The organism is Pseudomonas sp. 2822-17 (assembly GCF_002742485.1).
In the GTDB taxonomy this organism is placed as follows: Bacteria; Pseudomonadota; Gammaproteobacteria; order Pseudomonadales; family Pseudomonadaceae; genus Aquipseudomonas; species Aquipseudomonas cyclaminis.
On sequence record NZ_LJRZ01000500.1, the window covers coordinates 406936 to 423556 of the forward strand.

At 61.4% G+C, this 16621-nt stretch carries 18 protein-coding genes; 8 read left to right on the plus strand and 10 right to left on the minus strand.

Annotated elements, in window-relative coordinates; all coding sequences use genetic code 11:
- Positions 1-141 precede the first annotated feature (141 nt).
- From AOA60_RS20375 to AOA60_RS20395, 6 genes are all read right to left on the minus strand, one after another.
- On the minus strand, positions 142-663 hold the full coding sequence (locus AOA60_RS20375; RefSeq protein ID WP_099585972.1) for a disulfide bond formation protein B: 522 nt from the start codon (positions 661-663) through the stop codon (positions 142-144).
- A gap of 235 nt (positions 664-898) precedes the next feature.
- Positions 899-2140 (minus strand): heme biosynthesis protein HemY, encoded by a 1242-nt coding sequence (locus tag AOA60_RS20380; RefSeq protein ID WP_099585973.1) that lies wholly within the window; start codon positions 2138-2140, stop codon positions 899-901.
- A 5-nt stretch (positions 2141-2145) separates the two neighbouring features.
- The gene (locus AOA60_RS34000; RefSeq protein ID WP_256592855.1) at positions 2146-3273 is read right to left on the minus strand and encodes a uroporphyrinogen-III C-methyltransferase; all 1128 of its coding nucleotides are present in this window, start codon (positions 3271-3273) and stop codon (positions 2146-2148) included.
- An 18-nt stretch (positions 3274-3291) separates the two neighbouring features.
- A complete protein-coding gene (locus AOA60_RS34005) occupies positions 3292-4053 on the minus strand; it encodes a uroporphyrinogen-III synthase (RefSeq protein WP_256592856.1) in 762 nt (253 codons plus the stop codon).
- Entirely contained in the window at positions 4050-4991 is a 942-nt protein-coding gene (gene hemC / locus AOA60_RS20390; RefSeq protein WP_099585974.1) for a hydroxymethylbilane synthase, read from the minus strand. The genes AOA60_RS34005 and hemC overlap by 4 nt, the downstream gene beginning before the upstream one ends.
- Before the next feature lie 138 nt (positions 4992-5129).
- Positions 5130-5876, minus strand: a complete 747-nt coding sequence (locus AOA60_RS20395) for a LytTR family DNA-binding domain-containing protein (RefSeq protein ID WP_099585975.1) — start codon at positions 5874-5876, stop codon at positions 5130-5132.
- A 503-nt stretch (positions 5877-6379) separates the two neighbouring features.
- Here AOA60_RS20395 and argH point away from each other — a divergent pair.
- Positions 6380-7774, plus strand: coding sequence for an argininosuccinate lyase (argH, locus tag AOA60_RS20400; RefSeq protein ID WP_099585976.1), 1395 nt, complete (start codon positions 6380-6382; stop codon positions 7772-7774).
- A gap of 92 nt (positions 7775-7866) precedes the next feature.
- Here the strand turns inward: argH and AOA60_RS20405 are convergent, their stop codons facing one another.
- Positions 7867-8526 carry a glutathione S-transferase family protein gene (locus AOA60_RS20405; RefSeq protein ID WP_099585977.1) on the minus strand — a complete coding sequence of 220 codons (660 nt, stop codon included), beginning with the start codon at positions 8524-8526 and terminating at the stop codon, positions 7867-7869.
- 125 nt (positions 8527-8651) lie between these two features.
- Here AOA60_RS20405 and AOA60_RS20410 point away from each other — a divergent pair, with 125 nt between their 5' ends.
- From AOA60_RS20410 to AOA60_RS20420, 3 genes are all read left to right on the plus strand, one after another.
- Complete coding sequence (locus tag AOA60_RS20410) at positions 8652-8936, plus strand: hypothetical protein (RefSeq protein ID WP_099585978.1); 285 nt, start codon at positions 8652-8654, stop codon at positions 8934-8936.
- A 95-nt stretch (positions 8937-9031) separates the two neighbouring features.
- Positions 9032-9286, plus strand: a complete 255-nt coding sequence (locus tag AOA60_RS20415) for a TIGR02647 family protein (protein WP_099585979.1) — start codon at positions 9032-9034, stop codon at positions 9284-9286.
- Between the two features lie 168 nt (positions 9287-9454).
- The gene (locus AOA60_RS20420; protein ID WP_099585980.1) at positions 9455-12295 is read left to right on the plus strand and encodes a class I adenylate cyclase; all 2841 of its coding nucleotides are present in this window, start codon (positions 9455-9457) and stop codon (positions 12293-12295) included.
- Here the strand turns inward: AOA60_RS20420 and rnk are convergent.
- From rnk to cyaY, 3 genes are all read right to left on the minus strand, one after another.
- The gene (gene rnk / locus AOA60_RS20425; protein WP_099585981.1) at positions 12292-12705 is read right to left on the minus strand and encodes a nucleoside diphosphate kinase regulator; all 414 of its coding nucleotides are present in this window, start codon (positions 12703-12705) and stop codon (positions 12292-12294) included. The genes AOA60_RS20420 and rnk overlap by 4 nt on opposite strands.
- Positions 12706-12836: 131 nt before the next feature.
- Positions 12837-13055, minus strand: a complete 219-nt coding sequence (locus tag AOA60_RS20430; protein ID WP_099586240.1) for a DUF1289 domain-containing protein — start codon at positions 13053-13055, stop codon at positions 12837-12839.
- Positions 13056-13057: 2 nt separating this feature from the next.
- On the minus strand, positions 13058-13390 hold the full coding sequence (gene cyaY / locus AOA60_RS20435; RefSeq protein WP_099585982.1) for an iron donor protein CyaY: 333 nt from the start codon (positions 13388-13390) through the stop codon (positions 13058-13060).
- A 238-nt stretch (positions 13391-13628) separates the two neighbouring features.
- On the opposite strand from cyaY, the gene AOA60_RS20440 reads away from it, so the two are divergent.
- Genes AOA60_RS20440 through AOA60_RS20455 form a run of 4 tightly spaced genes read left to right on the plus strand, consistent with a single transcriptional unit; the run spans position 13629 to position 16620 of the window.
- On the plus strand, positions 13629-13799 hold the full coding sequence (locus tag AOA60_RS20440; RefSeq protein WP_010207449.1) for a lipoprotein: 171 nt from the start codon (positions 13629-13631) through the stop codon (positions 13797-13799).
- A gap of 9 nt (positions 13800-13808) precedes the next feature.
- Positions 13809-15056 (plus strand): diaminopimelate decarboxylase, encoded by a 1248-nt coding sequence (gene lysA, locus AOA60_RS20445; protein WP_099585983.1) that lies wholly within the window; start codon positions 13809-13811, stop codon positions 15054-15056.
- Between the two features lie 3 nt (positions 15057-15059).
- Complete coding sequence (gene dapF / locus AOA60_RS20450) at positions 15060-15890, plus strand: diaminopimelate epimerase (RefSeq protein WP_099585984.1); 831 nt, start codon at positions 15060-15062, stop codon at positions 15888-15890.
- Between the two features lie 13 nt (positions 15891-15903).
- On the plus strand, positions 15904-16620 hold the full coding sequence (locus tag AOA60_RS20455; RefSeq protein WP_099585985.1) for a DUF484 family protein: 717 nt from the start codon (positions 15904-15906) through the stop codon (positions 16618-16620).
- The last annotated feature ends 1 nt before the right edge of the window (position 16621 follow it).

Below are 16621 nucleotides of genomic sequence, written 5' to 3' on the forward strand. Positions count from 1 at the left end.
GGACAAAGCCGCATCTGACAAACAAACGGTTTTGATAACGCGTGCGGGCCAGATTATGCCCGCACGACTATGGCTTCAAGGTACGCAGGAGAGAAAGTTCATACAAGTGTTTAATCCCGTCCTACAAACCACGACCTCCATTCAGCGCTCTACCTGATGCAATGGACGGCTCAAAAACAGCCGAGAAAACTGTATGGCCCCAAGGGTCAACATGCCCAGGAAGAACAGCAGGCTCCACTCGGGAACGCTCAAGTCAAACAGCGTCCAGCTGATTTCCACACAATCGGCAGTGCCTTCAACCACCAATTTCAATGCCTGCCACATGGACAGATCTTGGACCATATGGCTCAGGCTGGGCCAGCAATGGGTCGCCTGATCCGGTGCGGCATTTTGCAGCAGCACCTGGCGCACTGCGGTGATGGCGCCCAACAACGCACACACCATGCTCGCCAGCCCATACAGGTAATAAGTGGAACGCCTGGGGTTATGGACAACCGCGACCAGATTGACGAGCAGGAATGCGGCCAGAAATACCCGTTGTATCTGGCACAGGAAGCACGGACGCAACGATGCACCGAACTCAAGATAGAAGGACGCGCCCAACGTCAGTGCGCCTGCGATGAACGCAATAAAAAACAAGGAGCGTGAAGGGGCCAAAGACATGCTTTATCCGCACCGCGAGAGATAGGTGGTTACGGTAGAGGAAAGGCCTGACCGCTTTCAATACGCGATAGAGCAGACAATTCTGTGAGGGCCTAGGGACATCCCGCAAAAGGATGGAAGACTTCGAGCATCCAGGCGTAGGAGTTTGCAATAAAGCGCTCCAGAGCCTACATCCGCAGGACATGAAGGGTTAGCTCTCAGACGAATCCGAGCCAACCCTCTCTCCTTTCCTACATCAAACGCGGGCGGCAACTGGCAGTGGAGACGCCAGCAAGCGGTTATCCAACAAGCCCAGACCTTCCTGAAACAGTTGATTGCTGCGCTCGGTATCACCCAGCTGGGCCAACAACCGCGCCAGCTCGGCACACGCCTCCGGATTGCGCTGCACGTGCAGGCTGCTTTCCAGATAGTCCCGCGCCTTGCCCCAAAGGCTGTTTTGCAGGCACAGACGCCCCAATGTCAGCAGCAGGCTGGCATCACCTGGGTGATCCTTGAGCCACCCCTCGGCAAACTTCAATTGCCGGGCCGGATCACTGCCACGCAGCAGGCCGTAGAGACGAATCAGGTGGCTGTCGTAATCACGCTTGATAGCACTGCGCAACGCCTCCTCCGCCTTGGCATCGGCGCCCAGCTGGCGCAGTTGCTCGGCGTAGGCCAGAACCAACTGCGGCTCCTGGCGCTGGGCCGAAGTGAGTTGTTGCCAGGCCCGTTCAAGGGACTGCAAACCCGCTTCGCCCTGTTCTTCGCGCTGGGCTGCCAGACTCAGGTTCTCACCCCAGGCACGGCGCTCCAGCTCGGCCAGTTCGCTGGCAGGCAGCACTTTGTCCTTGCGCAGTTCCGGCAACAGTCGGATGACCGACGACCAGTCGCCTCGTTGCTGGTGCAGGCGCTGCAATTGGCGCAGCACCTGGGCGTTATGGGGATGACGCTCGTGCATGGCCTGCAAAGTGATCAGCGCACCATCAGTGTCACCACGGTCCAATTGCAATTGCGCATGGCTCAAAGCGACCGCCAGTTCTGCTTGGGGCTGACGCTCCAGCGCACGCTCCAGCAACCCGTCGGACTCTTCATAACGCCCCAGCTCATTCGCCGCCCGGGCAGCGCCGAGGTAGTAAAGCAGCGGTTGGCGCTCAGCTTCGGCGGCACGGTGCAGGTGCCGCTCAGCACTGGCCCAGCGGCCTTCGGCAAGGTCCATCTGACCCTGCTCGATAGCGATCTGCACACGGCGACTGCGGTTACGCCGAGACCACGGGTTGACCACGCCACCGGAGGTGGTCACCAGGCTCAGCAACACGCGGATCAGGTAGATGGCGAGGCCGATGGCAAACACGGCCACCACGGTCGCCCATAAGCTCGACTCGTAATGCAGCACATGAGGGTAGGTAATCAGCACGTAGCCGGTGTGTTTCGAAATGCCCACAGCGAGTGCCAGGGCGATCGCAATCGCCAGCACCAGGATCACATAGAAACGCTTCATCGGGTCTACTCCTGCTTCGCCGACGAGGCCGCCGGGTTGCCAGCCGCCGCCTTGGCTTCATCAGCAGACAGATGACGACGTTCGAGGTACGCCTGCACTGCGGCCAGGCTCGCCGCCAGATCCGGTGTCACCACCGACACGGCTTTGGGCTCAAGTTCGGCGATACGCGCCAGCATCGCTTTGCTTTGCGGGTTGTCCTGGTTGAAGTTGTCCTGCAACACGCTGCGCGCTTCGCCCAGCGATCGGCTGTACACCGCCGACTCGCCATTGAGCGCCGCCCATTGGGCTTGCTCCAACGCCAGGCTCAGGGCCAGGCGAACTTGGTTCAAGCCCTGGCCGGCAAGCAGCGGCCGGATGTTGTCGTCGGGGTTGAAGTCGATGCGGAAGTAGCGGGAAATCTGTTCCCACCACTGGCTCCAGCGGTTATCCGTATCCGTGCTTGGACGCCCCTGGGAAGCGGGCTCGGTGAGCTGATATTCGGGGGCAATGGCCGCCAGCTGAACAACCTGGTCACGCAAGGCTGCCAATTGCAGGTACAACCCGGTACGGTCCGGCTGCTCGGTACTGCGCAACGCGGCCAGGCTCTTGGCCAATTGTTCACGGGCGGCGTAGGAACCTGGATCGCTCTGCTCGCGAAGAATCTCATCGGCGCCCTGGACCAGCGCTTGGGCACTGTTGATATCTTGCAGGGCGGACAACCGCAGGCTCGCCAGACGGATCAAGTGCTCGGCCTCGGCGAGGCGCCAGTCCTTGCGGCTCGCCCCGAGCACGGTTTCCAGGCGCTGGTTCAGGCGCTGCTGATCACCTTGCAGCTGGGCGACCAGACGGCGGCGCTCTTCCAGTTCGTCCGCACCCGGCAACTGGGCAAGACGTGCAGCCAGTTGCTGCTGGCTTTGCTTGAGGGATTGGGATTGGTCGCCCAGGGTCTGCACCTGACCCAACTGCTGCTGGCTGCTGGCTTGCAGGGCGCGGACCTGCCAGATCCCCCAGGCGCCGGCGGCAACGCCAGCGGCGCCAAGTAGCAGCGCGACAACTGCCAGGCCATTGCCACGGCGCGGCGTGGTGACCGGTGACTCAACCGGCGCATCGAGTGCGGGTTGGGTTTCATCTTTAGGCAAGGCTGTTTCGCTCACGTATCCGTCCTTTGCGTATCAGAGAGTGGGAACGGCATGACTCCGTAACGCCACTAACAAAGCCGCGGCACTCGCGCCGCGACAATCCACAACTTTTTCTGCGCCAGCAGCCCGCGCCATCTCGGCGACGCGTGGGCTGGGCACGAACAACGGCAGCTGTGCCACCTGTGGCCAATGGGAGCCGGCCAAGGCTTGCAGGTGCAAAAAACCCTGCCCACTGCTGACCACCAGCCCGTTCAAGCGTTCCAACTGGATACGTTGCACCAGCACACCGGCGTCATAGTCTGGAAGAAAACGGCGGTACAACTCCAGATAGTCGACACTAGCACCTTGCTCGCGCAAACGCTCCGCCAGCAGCTCTCGACCGCCCTCGCCCCGCAGGATCAACACCCGCGAACCAGGGCGTGCAGCAGCCTCGCGCAACGCCGGCAGCTGAAGCAAGGCCTCGCTGTCGTCGCCGGTTTGGGGATAGTGAACGTTCAGGCCATGATCGGCCAGTACCTGCGCTGTTGCCGCGCCGACGCTGAACCAAGGCATTGGCGGCGCGGGACGAAAAGCCAATTGCTGCACGGCTAGGCGCGCAGCGGGCTTGCTCACCACGATCACCGCGCAATAGCGATCCAGGTCGCGCCATACAGCCAACTGTCCGGGCGTGATGGGTAAAGGCTCAGTGTCGAGCAAGGGCAAGCTGCTGCTGAAAATGCAGGCTTCAGACAACGACGCCGCCAGGGCTGTCGACTCCTCGGCAGGCCGCGTCAGCAGCACTCGCCATCCGCTCACTGCGGGCCGGCCTCACCGTAGACTTTTTGCAGGATGGCACCGGCGCCTTTATCCAGCAGTTCTTCAGCGACCTGGATGCCCAGGGCCGTGGCATCACGCTGCGGCCCGCGCACCTCTGCCGTCAGCAAGGTGCCGCCGTCGGGGTCGCCGACCAGTCCACGCAGCCACAGGTTTTCACCTTCAAGCACGGCGTAGCAGGCGATGGGCACCTGGCAGCCGCCATTGAGGTGTTTGTTCAGGGCACGCTCGGCCGTGACGCGCACTTCGGTATCGTGGTGATCGAGAGGCTTGAGCAGCGCGTGGATTTCACGGTCGGCGGTGCGGCATTCGATGCCCACGGCGCCCTGCCCGCCAGCAGGCAAGCTGTCTTCGACGCTGATGGCCGAGGTGATACGGTCTTCGAAGCCCAGGCGGATCAGACCGGCAGCGGCGAGGATGATCGCGTCATATTCGCCGGCATCCAGCTTGGCCAGACGGGTGTTGACGTTGCCGCGCAAAAAACGGATCTGCAGGTCCGGGCGACGGGTCAGCAACTGGGCCTGGCGACGCAAGCTGGAGGTGCCGACGATGCTACCCAGCGGCAGCTCATCCAGGGACGCATAGGTGTTGGAAACGAAGGCATCACGCGGGTCTTCGCGCTCGCAGATACAAAAAAGGCCCAGGCCTTCGGGGAAGTCCATGGGCACGTCTTTCATCGAATGCACTGCGATGTCGGCTTCGTTTTCCAGCAGCGCCGTCTCCAGTTCCTTGACGAACAGGCCCTTGCCACCGATCTTCGACAGCGGCGAGTCGAGCAGCTTGTCGCCGCGACTGACCATGGGCACCAGGGACACCGTGAGGCCGGGATGGGCCTGCTCAAGGCGTGCTTTGACGTATTCGGCCTGCCATAGGGCCAGGGCACTTTTACGGGTGGCGATGCGGATTTCGCGAGAGGACATGGATCAATCCGTACTGGGTAGATACGGCAGATAATAACAGCTCAGGCAAATGCGCTTTGATTTGAATCAGCAAGTGCGGGGCCTCCCTGGCCACGTCGCACCGGGATAAGGAATGCAGACCTCACTGGAGCCCTCGGACTAAAGCTGCTGCATCATTTTGCGCACGCCGGCGACATGGCGTCGGCTGACAATCAACGCATCGCCGTTAAGCCCTTTGAGGAACAACTGGAAGTGCCCAAGAGGTGTGCGTTGCAGGCGCTCGATGCGCTCGCGGGCCACCAGTGCGTTGCGGTGGATACGCACGAAGCGGTCACCGAACTCATCCTCAAGGGCCTTGAGCGGCTCATCGAGTAACACTTCGCCGGCCTCATGTCGCAGGGTCACGTACTTGTGATCGGCAATGAAGTAAACCACCTGGCTCAGCGGAATCAGCTCAATGCCTTTGCGTGTACGTGCGCTGATGTGGCTGCGCGGCCCGTTACCACTTTGGGCGGCAGGCTGGGTCAAGGCGGCCAGTTGAGCGCGGTTGGGGCGCTCGGCTTTCTTCAGGGCCTTGAGCAAGGCGTCGCCAGTCACTGGCTTGATCACAAAGCTGACGCCACTGGCTTCCAGTGTCTGTTCGGCAAACTCTTCCTGCGCGGCGCACAACACCACGGCAGGCGGCGATTCCCGCTCGCTCAGCCGGGCGGCAACTTGCAGGCCATCGAGGCCCGGCATGCGGATATCGAGCAACACCAGGTCCGGCTTGAGGCTGTCGATCAGCGTCAACGCCTCCTCCCCGTTGGAGGCACTCGGCTCAAGGACTGTATAACCCTCAAGCTCACTGACCAAGCGGGTCAGTCGCTCGCGGGCTTGGGGTTCGTCATCAACGATCAGGACATTCATATAGCGCTGGATTCCTGCGTGAGTCTCGCACAAGGATAGCGTAGACAGGTGCGGTGACTTGCGTCACAGCGATCCACGCTAAGACTAGCGCGAGCGGCAAAAAGTGCCCCGACAGCGGCACCCATATTTACCCGGACCTGTTCAATAGCGCCCAAAACCTGCTGCCATCGGCCATCGTCGTAGGGTTTGCTGATACACAATCCGAATACCCCCCTTTTAAATGGATAGTCAGGCTCTGACCGCAATACCCGACTTTGGTGCATTCACACACTATCAGTCCAACTGTAGACGCTCACTTGAACGATATTGCTCAATCGTCAAATATCGTTTCAATAAACACCTGCCTCCAGTCTCTTCCCGGACGCGGTCGGCGGCAAGGCACTTAGCCATCCTTTGCACAAATAAAAATGCCGACGACCCGCAGCACCGCCTCCACGGGCAACCCTGTTATTATCGCCGGCAGACTTCCACGCCTCTTTATTAAGCAGACCACGAGCGAATCCATGAGCACCGACAAGACCAACCAGTCCTGGGGCGGCCGCTTCAGTGAACCCGTCGACGCCTTCGTCGCCCGCTTCACCGCCTCCGTCACCTTCGACCAGCGCCTGTACCGCCACGACATCATGGGCTCCATCGCCCACGCGACGATGCTCGCCAAAGTCGGCGTACTGACCGACGCCGAACGCGACAGCATCATCGACGGCCTGACCACCATCCGCGGTGAGATCGAGGCCGGTACGTTCGACTGGCGCGTCGACCTGGAAGACGTGCACATGAATATCGAGGCCCGCCTTACCGACCGTATCGGTGTGACCGGCAAGAAGCTGCACACCGGTCGTAGCCGTAACGACCAGGTGGCCACGGATATCCGCCTGTGGCTGCGCGACGAAATCGATCTGATCCTGTCCGAAATCACTCGCCTGCAAAAAGGTCTGCTGGAGCAGGCCGAGCGCGAGTCGGGCACCATCATGCCCGGCTTCACTCACCTGCAAACCGCCCAGCCTGTGACGTTCGGCCACCACCTGCTGGCCTGGTTCGAAATGCTCAGCCGCGACTACGAGCGCCTGGTGGATTGCCGCAAGCGCGCCAACCGCATGCCGTTGGGCAGCGCCGCGCTGGCCGGCACCACTTACCCGATCGACCGCGAGTACACCGCGCAATTGCTGGGCTTCGACGCCGTAGGGGGCAACTCCCTGGATGGCGTGTCGGACCGTGACTTCGCCATCGAATTCTGCGCCGCCGCCAGCATCGCGATGATGCATCTGTCGCGCTTCTCCGAAGAGCTGGTGCTGTGGACCAGCGCGCAATTCCAGTTCATCGACCTGCCGGACCGTTTCTGCACCGGCAGTTCGATCATGCCGCAAAAGAAAAACCCCGACGTGCCAGAGCTGGTACGTGGCAAGAGCGGCCGTGTGTTCGGCGCGCTGATGGGCTTGCTGACCCTGATGAAAGGCCAGCCGCTGGCCTATAACAAAGACAACCAGGAAGACAAGGAGCCGCTGTTCGACGCAGCCGACACCCTGCGCGACTCGCTGCGTGCCTTTGCCGACATGATCCCGGCGATCAAGCCAAAACACGCGATCATGCGCGAAGCGGCCTTGCGTGGGTTCTCCACCGCGACTGACCTGGCGGACTACCTGGTGCGCCGTGGCCTGCCGTTCCGTGACTGCCACGAAATCGTCGGCCATGCCGTGAAATACGGCGTGGACACCGGCAAGGACCTGGCGGAAATGAGCCTGGAAGAATTGCGCACATTCAGCGACCAGATCGAGCAGGACGTGTTTGCCGTGCTGACCCTGGAAGGCTCGGTGAATGCCCGTAACCACGTCGGCGGCACTGCGCCGGCGCAGGTGAAGGCAGCTGTGTTGCGCGGCCAGGAATTGCTCGCCAGCCGCTAAAAGCATCGCAGGCAAGCCAGCTCCCACAGGAAATCGCATTCCAATGTGGGAGCCGGGCTTGCCCGCGTTAGCGTCCTGCCAGACGCCAAAATCTATTTCTTAGCCGCGATCATCGCCATAAACGCCGGCATCGCCGCCTCTCTGTCCGCCGCCACTTTCTGAGCGTTGGGCATGGCGTGCAACTTTTCCAGCAACGCCTTCGCCTTCGGCATCTCAGCCAGCAAGTCCAGGCCAAACAGCTTTTCGCCCACGCCACAGGCGAGGTTCACGCTGTACATGAAATACAGGTCTGCAAGCGTAAAGCTCTCCCCCGCCACATAAGGCGCAAATTTGCCGTGCCTGCCTAAAGCACCAATCCCCAGCAGCAACTCCGCTTTGGATTTCTCCTTGATCGCCTCGGGCACCGGCATGCCGAAGAACGCTTCGGCAAAACACGCGCGGGCAGGCAGCTCGATGTACAGCTCGATTTCACGGCACAGCGCAAGCACCTGGGCGCGCTGGAATGGCTCGGCTGGCAACAGCGACGGACCTTCCTGGGTTTGCTCGATGTATTCGAGGATCACACTGGTTTCGTTGATAAACCCCTGCTTCACGCCCAGCGCCGGCACCTTGCCACGCGGGCTGATTGCCAAGGCTTGCGGGGTCTGGCCAGCGTAGAAAGGCACCTCTTCAAATAGCAGCCCTTTCTCCAGCAGCGCCAGTTTCACCATGTTGTAGTAGTTACTGACCGAAAACCCGTAAAGCTTGAGCATCGCAAAGCCTCCAGGCCGTGTGCGGGGTTGGCTGCAGGAGTTATAGATCCTGGGGCGCGGCCTGACCAGCAGCATCACCTCCCTGAATGGGGGTAGACTGGCGCCCTTTCCTTGAGGAGCCTGCCATGAGCGAGCCGACCGATATCGACAACGACGAAGAAGAATTCACCGAAGAGACCCTGATCGAAGCAATCGAGAACCAGATCGAAAGCGACAACCCGCCTGCCGCCAAAGCTACCTTCAACAAGTTGACGTTGGTGGGTTATGAGCGTGAAGAGATCCTGAATCTCATGGCCCACGTGCTCGCATTCGAGATTGACGCAATGCTGGAAGAAGACCGCGCCTTCAATACCGAATGGTATGAAACCGCGCTGCGGGCGTTGCCTGAGTTGCCGCCGGAAAAGGAATAACCCCGGCACACCGCAACACGCTGGACAGTTCGGCAAAGTGCGTTCACCTTATGGTCTGCTAGCCTCTAATAAATTTTAGAAAGTCTGGAGTCCTTATGTCGTATACCCCTGAATTGGTTGCCGAACTGGAAATCCTTGTACTCTTTCCCTTGGACAGCACCAAGGAAGGTCTGAAAGTCCACCAGACCGCCGCTGCCACTGCTATCGCCGCTGCCAAGCGACTCCATGCAAAAGGACTGATCGACCAGCCGGACGGAGGCTACCTCACCAGCCTTGGCCGGGACGCTGCGGAGCAGGCCCAAACCCTGCTGACCATTTTGACCACTGCCAACACCAAAGAAGCCGCCTGATACCGACTACCGCCCATGGAGTCCGCCCATCGCGGATTCCGAGGGCTTTGCTGTGCACGTGAGAAAATTCTGGCATCAAACGCTGCTTTCCCTCTAAAACTCCTACGCCACTGACTGTAAACTCCTACACGGCCGCCCACGTCGGGCTCTGCGAGCCACGAGTTCGACATGACCCGCACCCATGAAATCCGCCCGGACCTGGACGAAGGCATCGACCGCAAGGTGCTGGCCCAACTGCGCGCGCGCTTCATGGCCCTCAACGAAGGCCGCATGGCCCGTGCCGTCGAAGGTCTGACGCCGCGCCAACAAAGCGTGTTGACCCTGCTGCCGCTGTTTTTCCACGTCAATCATCCGCTGTTGCCCGGCTATGTATCGGGCAGCACGCCGGCCGGGCTGTCGAACTTCGAACCTGACGCCCAGGCCCTGGCCGAAGCCCAACGCCTGACCCGCTCGTTCTCTTACAAGCCGCGGCCGGTCAATCAGCCCAAGCCGATCCATGGCCTGTTCCTGATGGGCAGCCTTGGCACCCTGGCCCAGGCGGATCAGAGCGACATGGACGTGTGGGTCTGCCACGCTCCCGACCTGAGCGAAAACGAGCAGGCCGAACTGCGTAAGAAATGCCAGATGCTGGAAGCCTGGGCCCTGACCATGGGCGCCGAGGCGCACTTCTTTCTGATCGAGCCGACGCGCTTTGTGCTCGGTGAACGCGACACCCAGCTGAGCTCCGACGACTGCGGCACCACCCAGCATTATCTGCTGCTGGACGAGTTTTACCGCACCGCCATCTGGCTGGCCGGGCGCACGCCGATCTGGTGGCTGGTGCCGGTATACGAAGAAACCCGTTACGCCGAATTCACCCATACGCTGCTTTCCAAGCGGTTTATTCGCGCCGATGAAACCCTCGACCTGGGCCACCTCGCGCATATTCCCCCCGGCGAATTCATTGGCGCGGGGCTGTGGCAACTGTTCAAAGGCATCGAGTCGCCTTACAAATCGGTGCTCAAGCTGCTGCTGACTGAGGTCTACGCGAGCGAGCACCCGAACGTGCACTGCCTGAGCCTGCGCTTCAAGCGCGCGGTGTTCGCCAACCAGATGGACCTGGATGAGCTGGACCCGTACATCGTGGTGTACCGCCGCATCGAGGAATACCTCCAGGCCCGCAACGAGCCGGAACGCCTGGAGCTGGTGCGCCGTGCGCTGTACCTGAAGGTCAATCGCAAACTCACCGCCGGCCAACGCAGCACCAGTTGGCAGCGACTGTTGCTGGAGCGCCTCGCCCACGAGTGGGGCTGGGACCAGCGTCAACTGGCCCTGCTGGACAGCCGCAGCCAATGGAAAGTGCGCCAGGTGGCGTCAGAGCGTCGTGCGCTGGTCAGCGAGCTGAACTACAGCTATCGCTTCCTGACCCAGTTTGCCCGTACCGAACAGACCGTCAGCCTGATCAACAAGCGCGATCTCAATGTGCTGGGCCGGCGTCTGTACGCCGCCTTCGAGCGCAAGGCCGGCAAGGTCGAGTTCATCAACCCCGGCATCGCCCCGGACCTGGCCGAAGACACCCTGACCCTGGTGCAGTCGCCCAACCGCAAGGAACCGGGCCAGCACCATTGGGGCCTGTACAACGGCAACCTCACCGCGCTGGAATGGGAGCACTTCGCGCCGATCAAGCGCAGCCGCGATCTGCTGGAGATGCTCACCTGGTGCCATCGCAATGGCGTGATCGACAGCAGCACGCGCCTGGCGCTGCACCCCGGCACCAGCGACATGACCGAATTCGAGCTGTTCAACCTGCTGGGCAGCCTGCAGCAGACCGTCGCCTTGCCCCTGACCAGCGTCGATGAAATCAGCCTGCTGCGCTCGGCGGTGCCCGAGGAGGTGTTGCTGCTGATCAACGTCGGCGTCGACCCGCTCAAGCATCACCGCGACCTGAATATCCTGATGACCACCGAGCGCACCGATTCCCTGAGCTATGCCGGGGTGCGCGATAACCTGGTGCTGACCCTGGACCAGGTCACGCTCAACAGCTGGAACGAGGTAATGGTCAGCCGTTACGACGGCCCGCACGCCTTGCTCGACTGCCTGCGCGACTACCTCAATCAACTGCCGCCGGACCACCTGCCACGGCTGCGGGTGCGCTGCTTCTGTCACAACCGTGCGCAATTCATTGCCCAGCGCGTGGAAGAAATCTTCGACACCGCGCAGAACCTGCTGCTGGGTCAGTCCAATCACCGGTACTTGCTGCAAGTCCAGCAGCACTACCACGTGATGGAGTTGACGCCGGGCCAGGCCACCCACGTGTCACTGGCAACCCAGGACGCGTTGATCGCCTACCTCAGTGAAGAGCTGGCCAGCTACAGCCCATTGCATCTGGATTCCATGGCGCTGGAAGACCACGACTTGGCGCTGCTGTTGCCCATGGGCATGGCCGATTGCGTGCAGGTGTTCTACCGGGTCAATGAAGGTTTCGCCGAGCTGTATGTGCTGGATGAGTTCAACGCACTGTGGCAACAGCGCCTGCCGTTTCATGATGAGCAGAGCCTGTTGGCGCCGTTGCAGCGCTTCCTGCAATCAATCATCTATCGTCGCGAGGCGTTGTCGCCGCTGGACACGCAACAGCCGCTGGGCGCGGCGCAGACCTTGTATTACCAATTATTGCCGTCAGGCAACGGCCGCGCACGCGGCATCGAACCCCGCCCGACGCCGCACAACCCGACGAACAAACCGTTTTACGACGTGCAGGCGATTATCGGCAAGGCTGCACCCGGCCAGGTGGGCATCACGCTGTACTGTAATCAACGGGAGTTTTGCGAATTGGAGTTCGGCGACCAGCTATTTGCCGTGGTCGCCCAGGAGATCGTCGGGCAGCGCCGGGAAACCGAACGCTACCGCTGCTACATCACCGACCTTGATCTATCGGGCCTGCTCGGCGATGTGCAGAGCCCGAGCAACCTTTACCTGCGTTACAAGGCCGAGCTGGAGCTGTCGCTGAATGCGGCGCTGAGCCAGATTTAAAGCGGGAACGCTCCGCCATCCTTGGGTTGGCCTTCAACGCTGAGCAATTCAAGCTTCAGCGTCTTGCCGCCCGGTGCAGGCCAGTCGATGTGCTGGCCCACTTGCAGGCCGAGCAATGCGCTGCCCACTGGCGCCAGGACCGAGATTTTGCCTTCATCGGCATTGGCGTCTTTCGGGTAGACCAGGGTCAGGTGGTAGTCCTTGCCGCTGCCTTGCTCACGGCAATGCACGCTGGAGTTCATGGTCACGACACCCGCAGGCACTTCATCGTGACCGACCACGTCTTCGGCGCGGTCGAGTTCGGCTTGCAACGCTTCGACGCCGGGAGTTGCGTCGCCCAAGCGGTCGATCAATTGCTCCAGACGCTGCACGTCAAGACGGGTGAGGATGATGGACGGTGCGGTGGTCATGATTCAGGCAGACTCCTTTTTTCTGCACAAAAAAGCAAAACCCCGCCAAAAAAAGGCGGGGTTCTCACGGGCCTCGGTGAGTTGAGGCGTACCCGGACACTACCACAGCGTCACAAATAAACAAGACAGCCTCAGGTGTTCGCCCTGCGCTGCTCGGCCTCGGCACAGATCACCCGGCGCCGCGCATCGTCGGCGGAGCGCCATTCGCGGATGTCTTCGACGTGGCGAAAGCAGCCGAGGCAGACTTTTTGCTCGTCCAGGCGACACAAACTGATACAAGGTGACGGCACCGCTGGGCTCACATTGCTGAACAGCGGCTTGGGCGGGCGGACAGGTACAGGCTGGGTCACAGTCAAATCTCGTCGAAATCCAGCTCTTCGCCGGTATATTCCTGGACCAGGCGCGTGAGCATCTCGCCCAGCAGCTCTTCACTCTTGTCGCATTGCCATTTGCCGCTTTCTTCGTCGTAGTCGAAGTGAACGCCACCGGAACGCGCCGCCAACCACAACTGACGCAGCGGTTCCTGACGGCTGAAGATCAACTGTTGGCCGCTGTCGAACTTGACGGTCAGCACGCCCGCCGAGTTTTCCAGGTCCACGTCCAGGCCGCTGTCGTCGAAAATATCTTCCAGCGCCTGCTGGGTCGAATCCACCAGGTCGTGAAAACGGGCTTCGGTCAAACTCATTGTGGCAACCTCAAAAGTGTCTGGTTTTGCTCAAGCGCCGCACGATACGGGCGAGCTTCGCCGATTGCAAAGGATACCGATTTCGCTACCGATGACGGTACGAAATATCCTCTGCCAGCGTAGCCTGCTTCACCTTCGTGTCGGCAAACCCCCGCCGGACGGGTATTTCAGCGCATAGGCAAGCTGGCGGGTGGTCGGTATACTCGGGCGCAATTAATGCATATTCAAGGATTTCGCCATGAAGCGCCTGATCTCTTCCCTTGCTGCGCTCGTCGCGGTCGCTTGCCTCGTTAGTGCCTGTGGTCAAAAAGGCCCGCTGTACCTGCCCGATGACAGCAAAGACCCGAATGAACAGGCGCAATCGTCGCAAAAGCCATCCAAAGCGCATAAGCACGACACCTACGAATAAGGGAACTCCATGGACGCTTTTAACTACCGGGACGGCGAGCTGTTCGCGGAAGGCGTGGCGCTGTCCGCGATTGCCCAGCGCTTTGGCACCCCGACGTACGTGTACTCCCGCGCTCACATCGAAGCGCAATACCGCTCCTTCACCGACGCACTGGACGGCGTACCGCACCTGGTGTGCTACGCAGTCAAGGCCAACTCCAACCTGGGTGTACTGAATGTCCTGGCGCGTCTGGGCGCTGGTTTTGACATCGTGTCCCGTGGCGAGCTGGAGCGAGTACTGGCGGCTGGCGGTCAGGCTGACAAGATCGTGTTCTCCGGCGTCGGCAAGAGCCGCGAAGACATGCGCCGCGCCCTCGAAGTCGGTGTGCATTGCTTCAATATCGAATCCACCGACGAGCTGGAGCGCCTGCAAGTCGTAGCCGCCGAGATGGGCGTTCGTGCGCCGATCTCCCTGCGCGTCAACCCGGACGTCGATGCCGGCACCCACCCGTACATTTCCACCGGTCTCAAAGAGAACAAGTTCGGCATCGCCATTGCCGACGCCGAAGATGTGTACATCCGCGCCGCCCAACTGCCAAACCTGGAAGTGCTGGGTGTCGACTGCCATATCGGCTCGCAACTGACCAGCCTCCCGCCGTTCCTTGATGCCCTCGACCGCTTGCTGGCGTTGATCGATCGCCTCGGCGAGTGCGGCATCTACCTGCACCATATCGACCTCGGTGGAGGCGTGGGCGTGCGCTATCGCGATGAAGAGCCACCGCTGATTGCCGACTACATCGCAGCCGTGCGTAAGCGCATTGAAGGCCGCGACCTGACACTGATGTTCGAGCCCGGTCGCTATATCGTCGCCAACGCCGGCGTGCTGCTGACCCAGGTCGAGTACCTCAAGCACACCGAACACAAGGATTTCGCCATCGTCGACGCGGCGATGAACGACCTGATCCGCCCGGCGCTGTATCAGGCCTGGATGAATGTCACCGCAGTGACGCCTCGCGACAGCGAAGCCCGCGCCTATGACATCGTCGGCCCGATCTGCGAAACCGGTGACTTCCTGGCCAAGGATCGTCAGTTGGCCCTGGAAGAAGGCGATCTGCTGGCCGTGCATTCGGCCGGTGCCTACGGGTTTGTCATGAGTTCCAACTACAACACCCGCGGCCGTGCCGCCGAGGTGCTGGTGGACGGTGATCAAGCGTTTGAAGTGCGTCGCCGCGAGACGGTAGCCGAGTTGTATGCTGGCGAAAGCCTGCTGCCGGAGTAAGCCATGCTGCTGCGTTTTACCAAGATGCACGGGTTGGGCAATGATTTCATGGTCCTGGACCTGGTCAGCCAGCACGCGCACATCCTGCCCAAGCACGCTAAACAGTGGGGCGACCGGCATACCGGGATTGGTTTCGACCAATTGCTGCTTGTCGAAGCGCCGAGCAACCCGGAGGTGGATTTCCGCTATCGGATCTTCAACTCCGACGGCTCCGAAGTTGAGCAGTGTGGCAACGGTGCGCGCTGCTTCGCGCGCTTCGTGCTGGACAAGCGCCTGACTGCCAAGCGCCAGATCCGCGTCGAGACCAAGAGCGGCGTGATCGAACTGGATATCCGCAGCGACGGCCAGATCAGCGTCAACATGGGCGCGCCACGCCTGGTGCCGGCGGATATTCCGTTCCAGGCCACCGAGCAGGCCGTCAGCTACGCGCTGGATGTGGACGGCCAGTTGGTGGACATCGCCGCCGTGTCCATGGGCAACCCCCATGCCGTACTGCGGGTCAACGACATCAACAATGCGCCCGTGCATGAACTGGGGCCGAAGATCGAACACCACCCGCGCTTTCCGGCGCGGGTCAACGTGGGTTTCCTGCAGGTGATCGACCGTTCCCGCGCGCAATTGCGTGTATGGGAACGCGGCGCCGGCGAAACCCAGGCGTGCGGCACCGGTGCTTGCGCCGCTGCCGTCGCCGCGATCAGCCAGGGGTGGATGGATTCGCCGCTGCTGATCGACCTGCCCGGTGGACGCCTGTCCATCGAATGGGCAGGCCCTGGCCACCCGGTGCTGATGACCGGGCCGGCCTCGCGTGTATACGAAGGACAGGTCCGTCTATGAGTGAGCCCAGCTAATGACCGATAAGCCTCAAGTACCCGCACCCGCAACCCCGAGCGAAAGTCTGGAGGCCGCTGCTGTCGCGGCGTACCTTGAGGCGAACCCGGATTTCTTCGTCGAGCACGAAGAACTGCTGCCGGCGTTGCGCATCCCCCACCAGCGCGGCGACACCGTGTCGCTGGTGGAACGACAGATGAAGATCCTGCGCGAGCGCAACATCGAGATGCGTCACAAGCTCTCGCACCTGATGGACGTCGCCCGCGACAACGACCGCCTGTTCGACAAGACCCGTCGCCTGATTCTTGCCCTGATGGACGCCACCAGCCTGGAAGAAACCGTGATCGCGGTAGAAGACAGCCTGCGCCAGGACTTCCAGGTGCCATTTGTCAGCCTGATCCTGTTCAGCGACAACCCGATGCCGGTGGGCCGTTGGGTCAGCGGCAGCGACGCGCAGACCGCGATTGGCGGCCTGTTGTCCGAGGGCAAGAGCATCAGCGGCACCCTGCGCGAGCACGAGCTGGACTTCCTGTTTGGCGCCGAACAGCGCAAGGAGATCGGTTCCACTGCAGTGGTCGCCCTCAGCCATCAAGGTTTGCATGGCGTGCTGGCCATCGCGAGCCGTGATCCCGCGCACTACAAAAGCTCGGTGGGCACGCTGTTCCTGACCTATATCGCCGAAGTGCTGGGCCGCGTTCTGCCGCGCTTCACCACCGCCCTGCGCGCGGTGCGCTAGC

Excerpts from the sequence above, each read along its gene's own strand:
- cyaY (WP_099585982.1), bottom strand. The coding sequence starts at position 13,390 with ATGAGTTTGACCGAAGCCCGTTTTCACGACCTGGTGGATTCGACCCAG.
- lysA (WP_099585983.1), top strand. The coding sequence starts at position 13,809 with ATGGACGCTTTTAACTACCGGGACGGCGAGCTGTTCGCGGAAGGCGTG.
- AOA60_RS20410 (WP_099585978.1), top strand. The coding sequence starts at position 8,652 with ATGAGCGAGCCGACCGATATCGACAACGACGAAGAAGAATTCACCGAA.
- AOA60_RS20455 (WP_099585985.1), top strand. The coding sequence starts at position 15,904 with ATGACCGATAAGCCTCAAGTACCCGCACCCGCAACCCCGAGCGAAAGT.
- AOA60_RS20380 (WP_099585973.1), bottom strand. The coding sequence starts at position 2,140 with ATGAAGCGTTTCTATGTGATCCTGGTGCTGGCGATTGCGATCGCCCTG.
- argH (WP_099585976.1), top strand. The coding sequence starts at position 6,380 with ATGAGCACCGACAAGACCAACCAGTCCTGGGGCGGCCGCTTCAGTGAA.
- AOA60_RS20375 (WP_099585972.1), bottom strand. The coding sequence starts at position 663 with ATGTCTTTGGCCCCTTCACGCTCCTTGTTTTTTATTGCGTTCATCGCA.
- AOA60_RS20440 (WP_010207449.1), top strand. The coding sequence starts at position 13,629 with ATGAAGCGCCTGATCTCTTCCCTTGCTGCGCTCGTCGCGGTCGCTTGC.
- AOA60_RS20420 (WP_099585980.1), top strand. The coding sequence starts at position 9,455 with ATGACCCGCACCCATGAAATCCGCCCGGACCTGGACGAAGGCATCGAC.
- AOA60_RS20405 (WP_099585977.1), bottom strand. The coding sequence starts at position 8,526 with ATGCTCAAGCTTTACGGGTTTTCGGTCAGTAACTACTACAACATGGTG.
- AOA60_RS20415 (WP_099585979.1), top strand. The coding sequence starts at position 9,032 with ATGTCGTATACCCCTGAATTGGTTGCCGAACTGGAAATCCTTGTACTC.
- dapF (WP_099585984.1), top strand. The coding sequence starts at position 15,060 with ATGCTGCTGCGTTTTACCAAGATGCACGGGTTGGGCAATGATTTCATG.
- rnk (WP_099585981.1), bottom strand. The coding sequence starts at position 12,705 with ATGACCACCGCACCGTCCATCATCCTCACCCGTCTTGACGTGCAGCGT.
- hemC (WP_099585974.1), bottom strand. The coding sequence starts at position 4,991 with ATGTCCTCTCGCGAAATCCGCATCGCCACCCGTAAAAGTGCCCTGGCC.
- AOA60_RS20395 (WP_099585975.1), bottom strand. The coding sequence starts at position 5,876 with ATGAATGTCCTGATCGTTGATGACGAACCCCAAGCCCGCGAGCGACTG.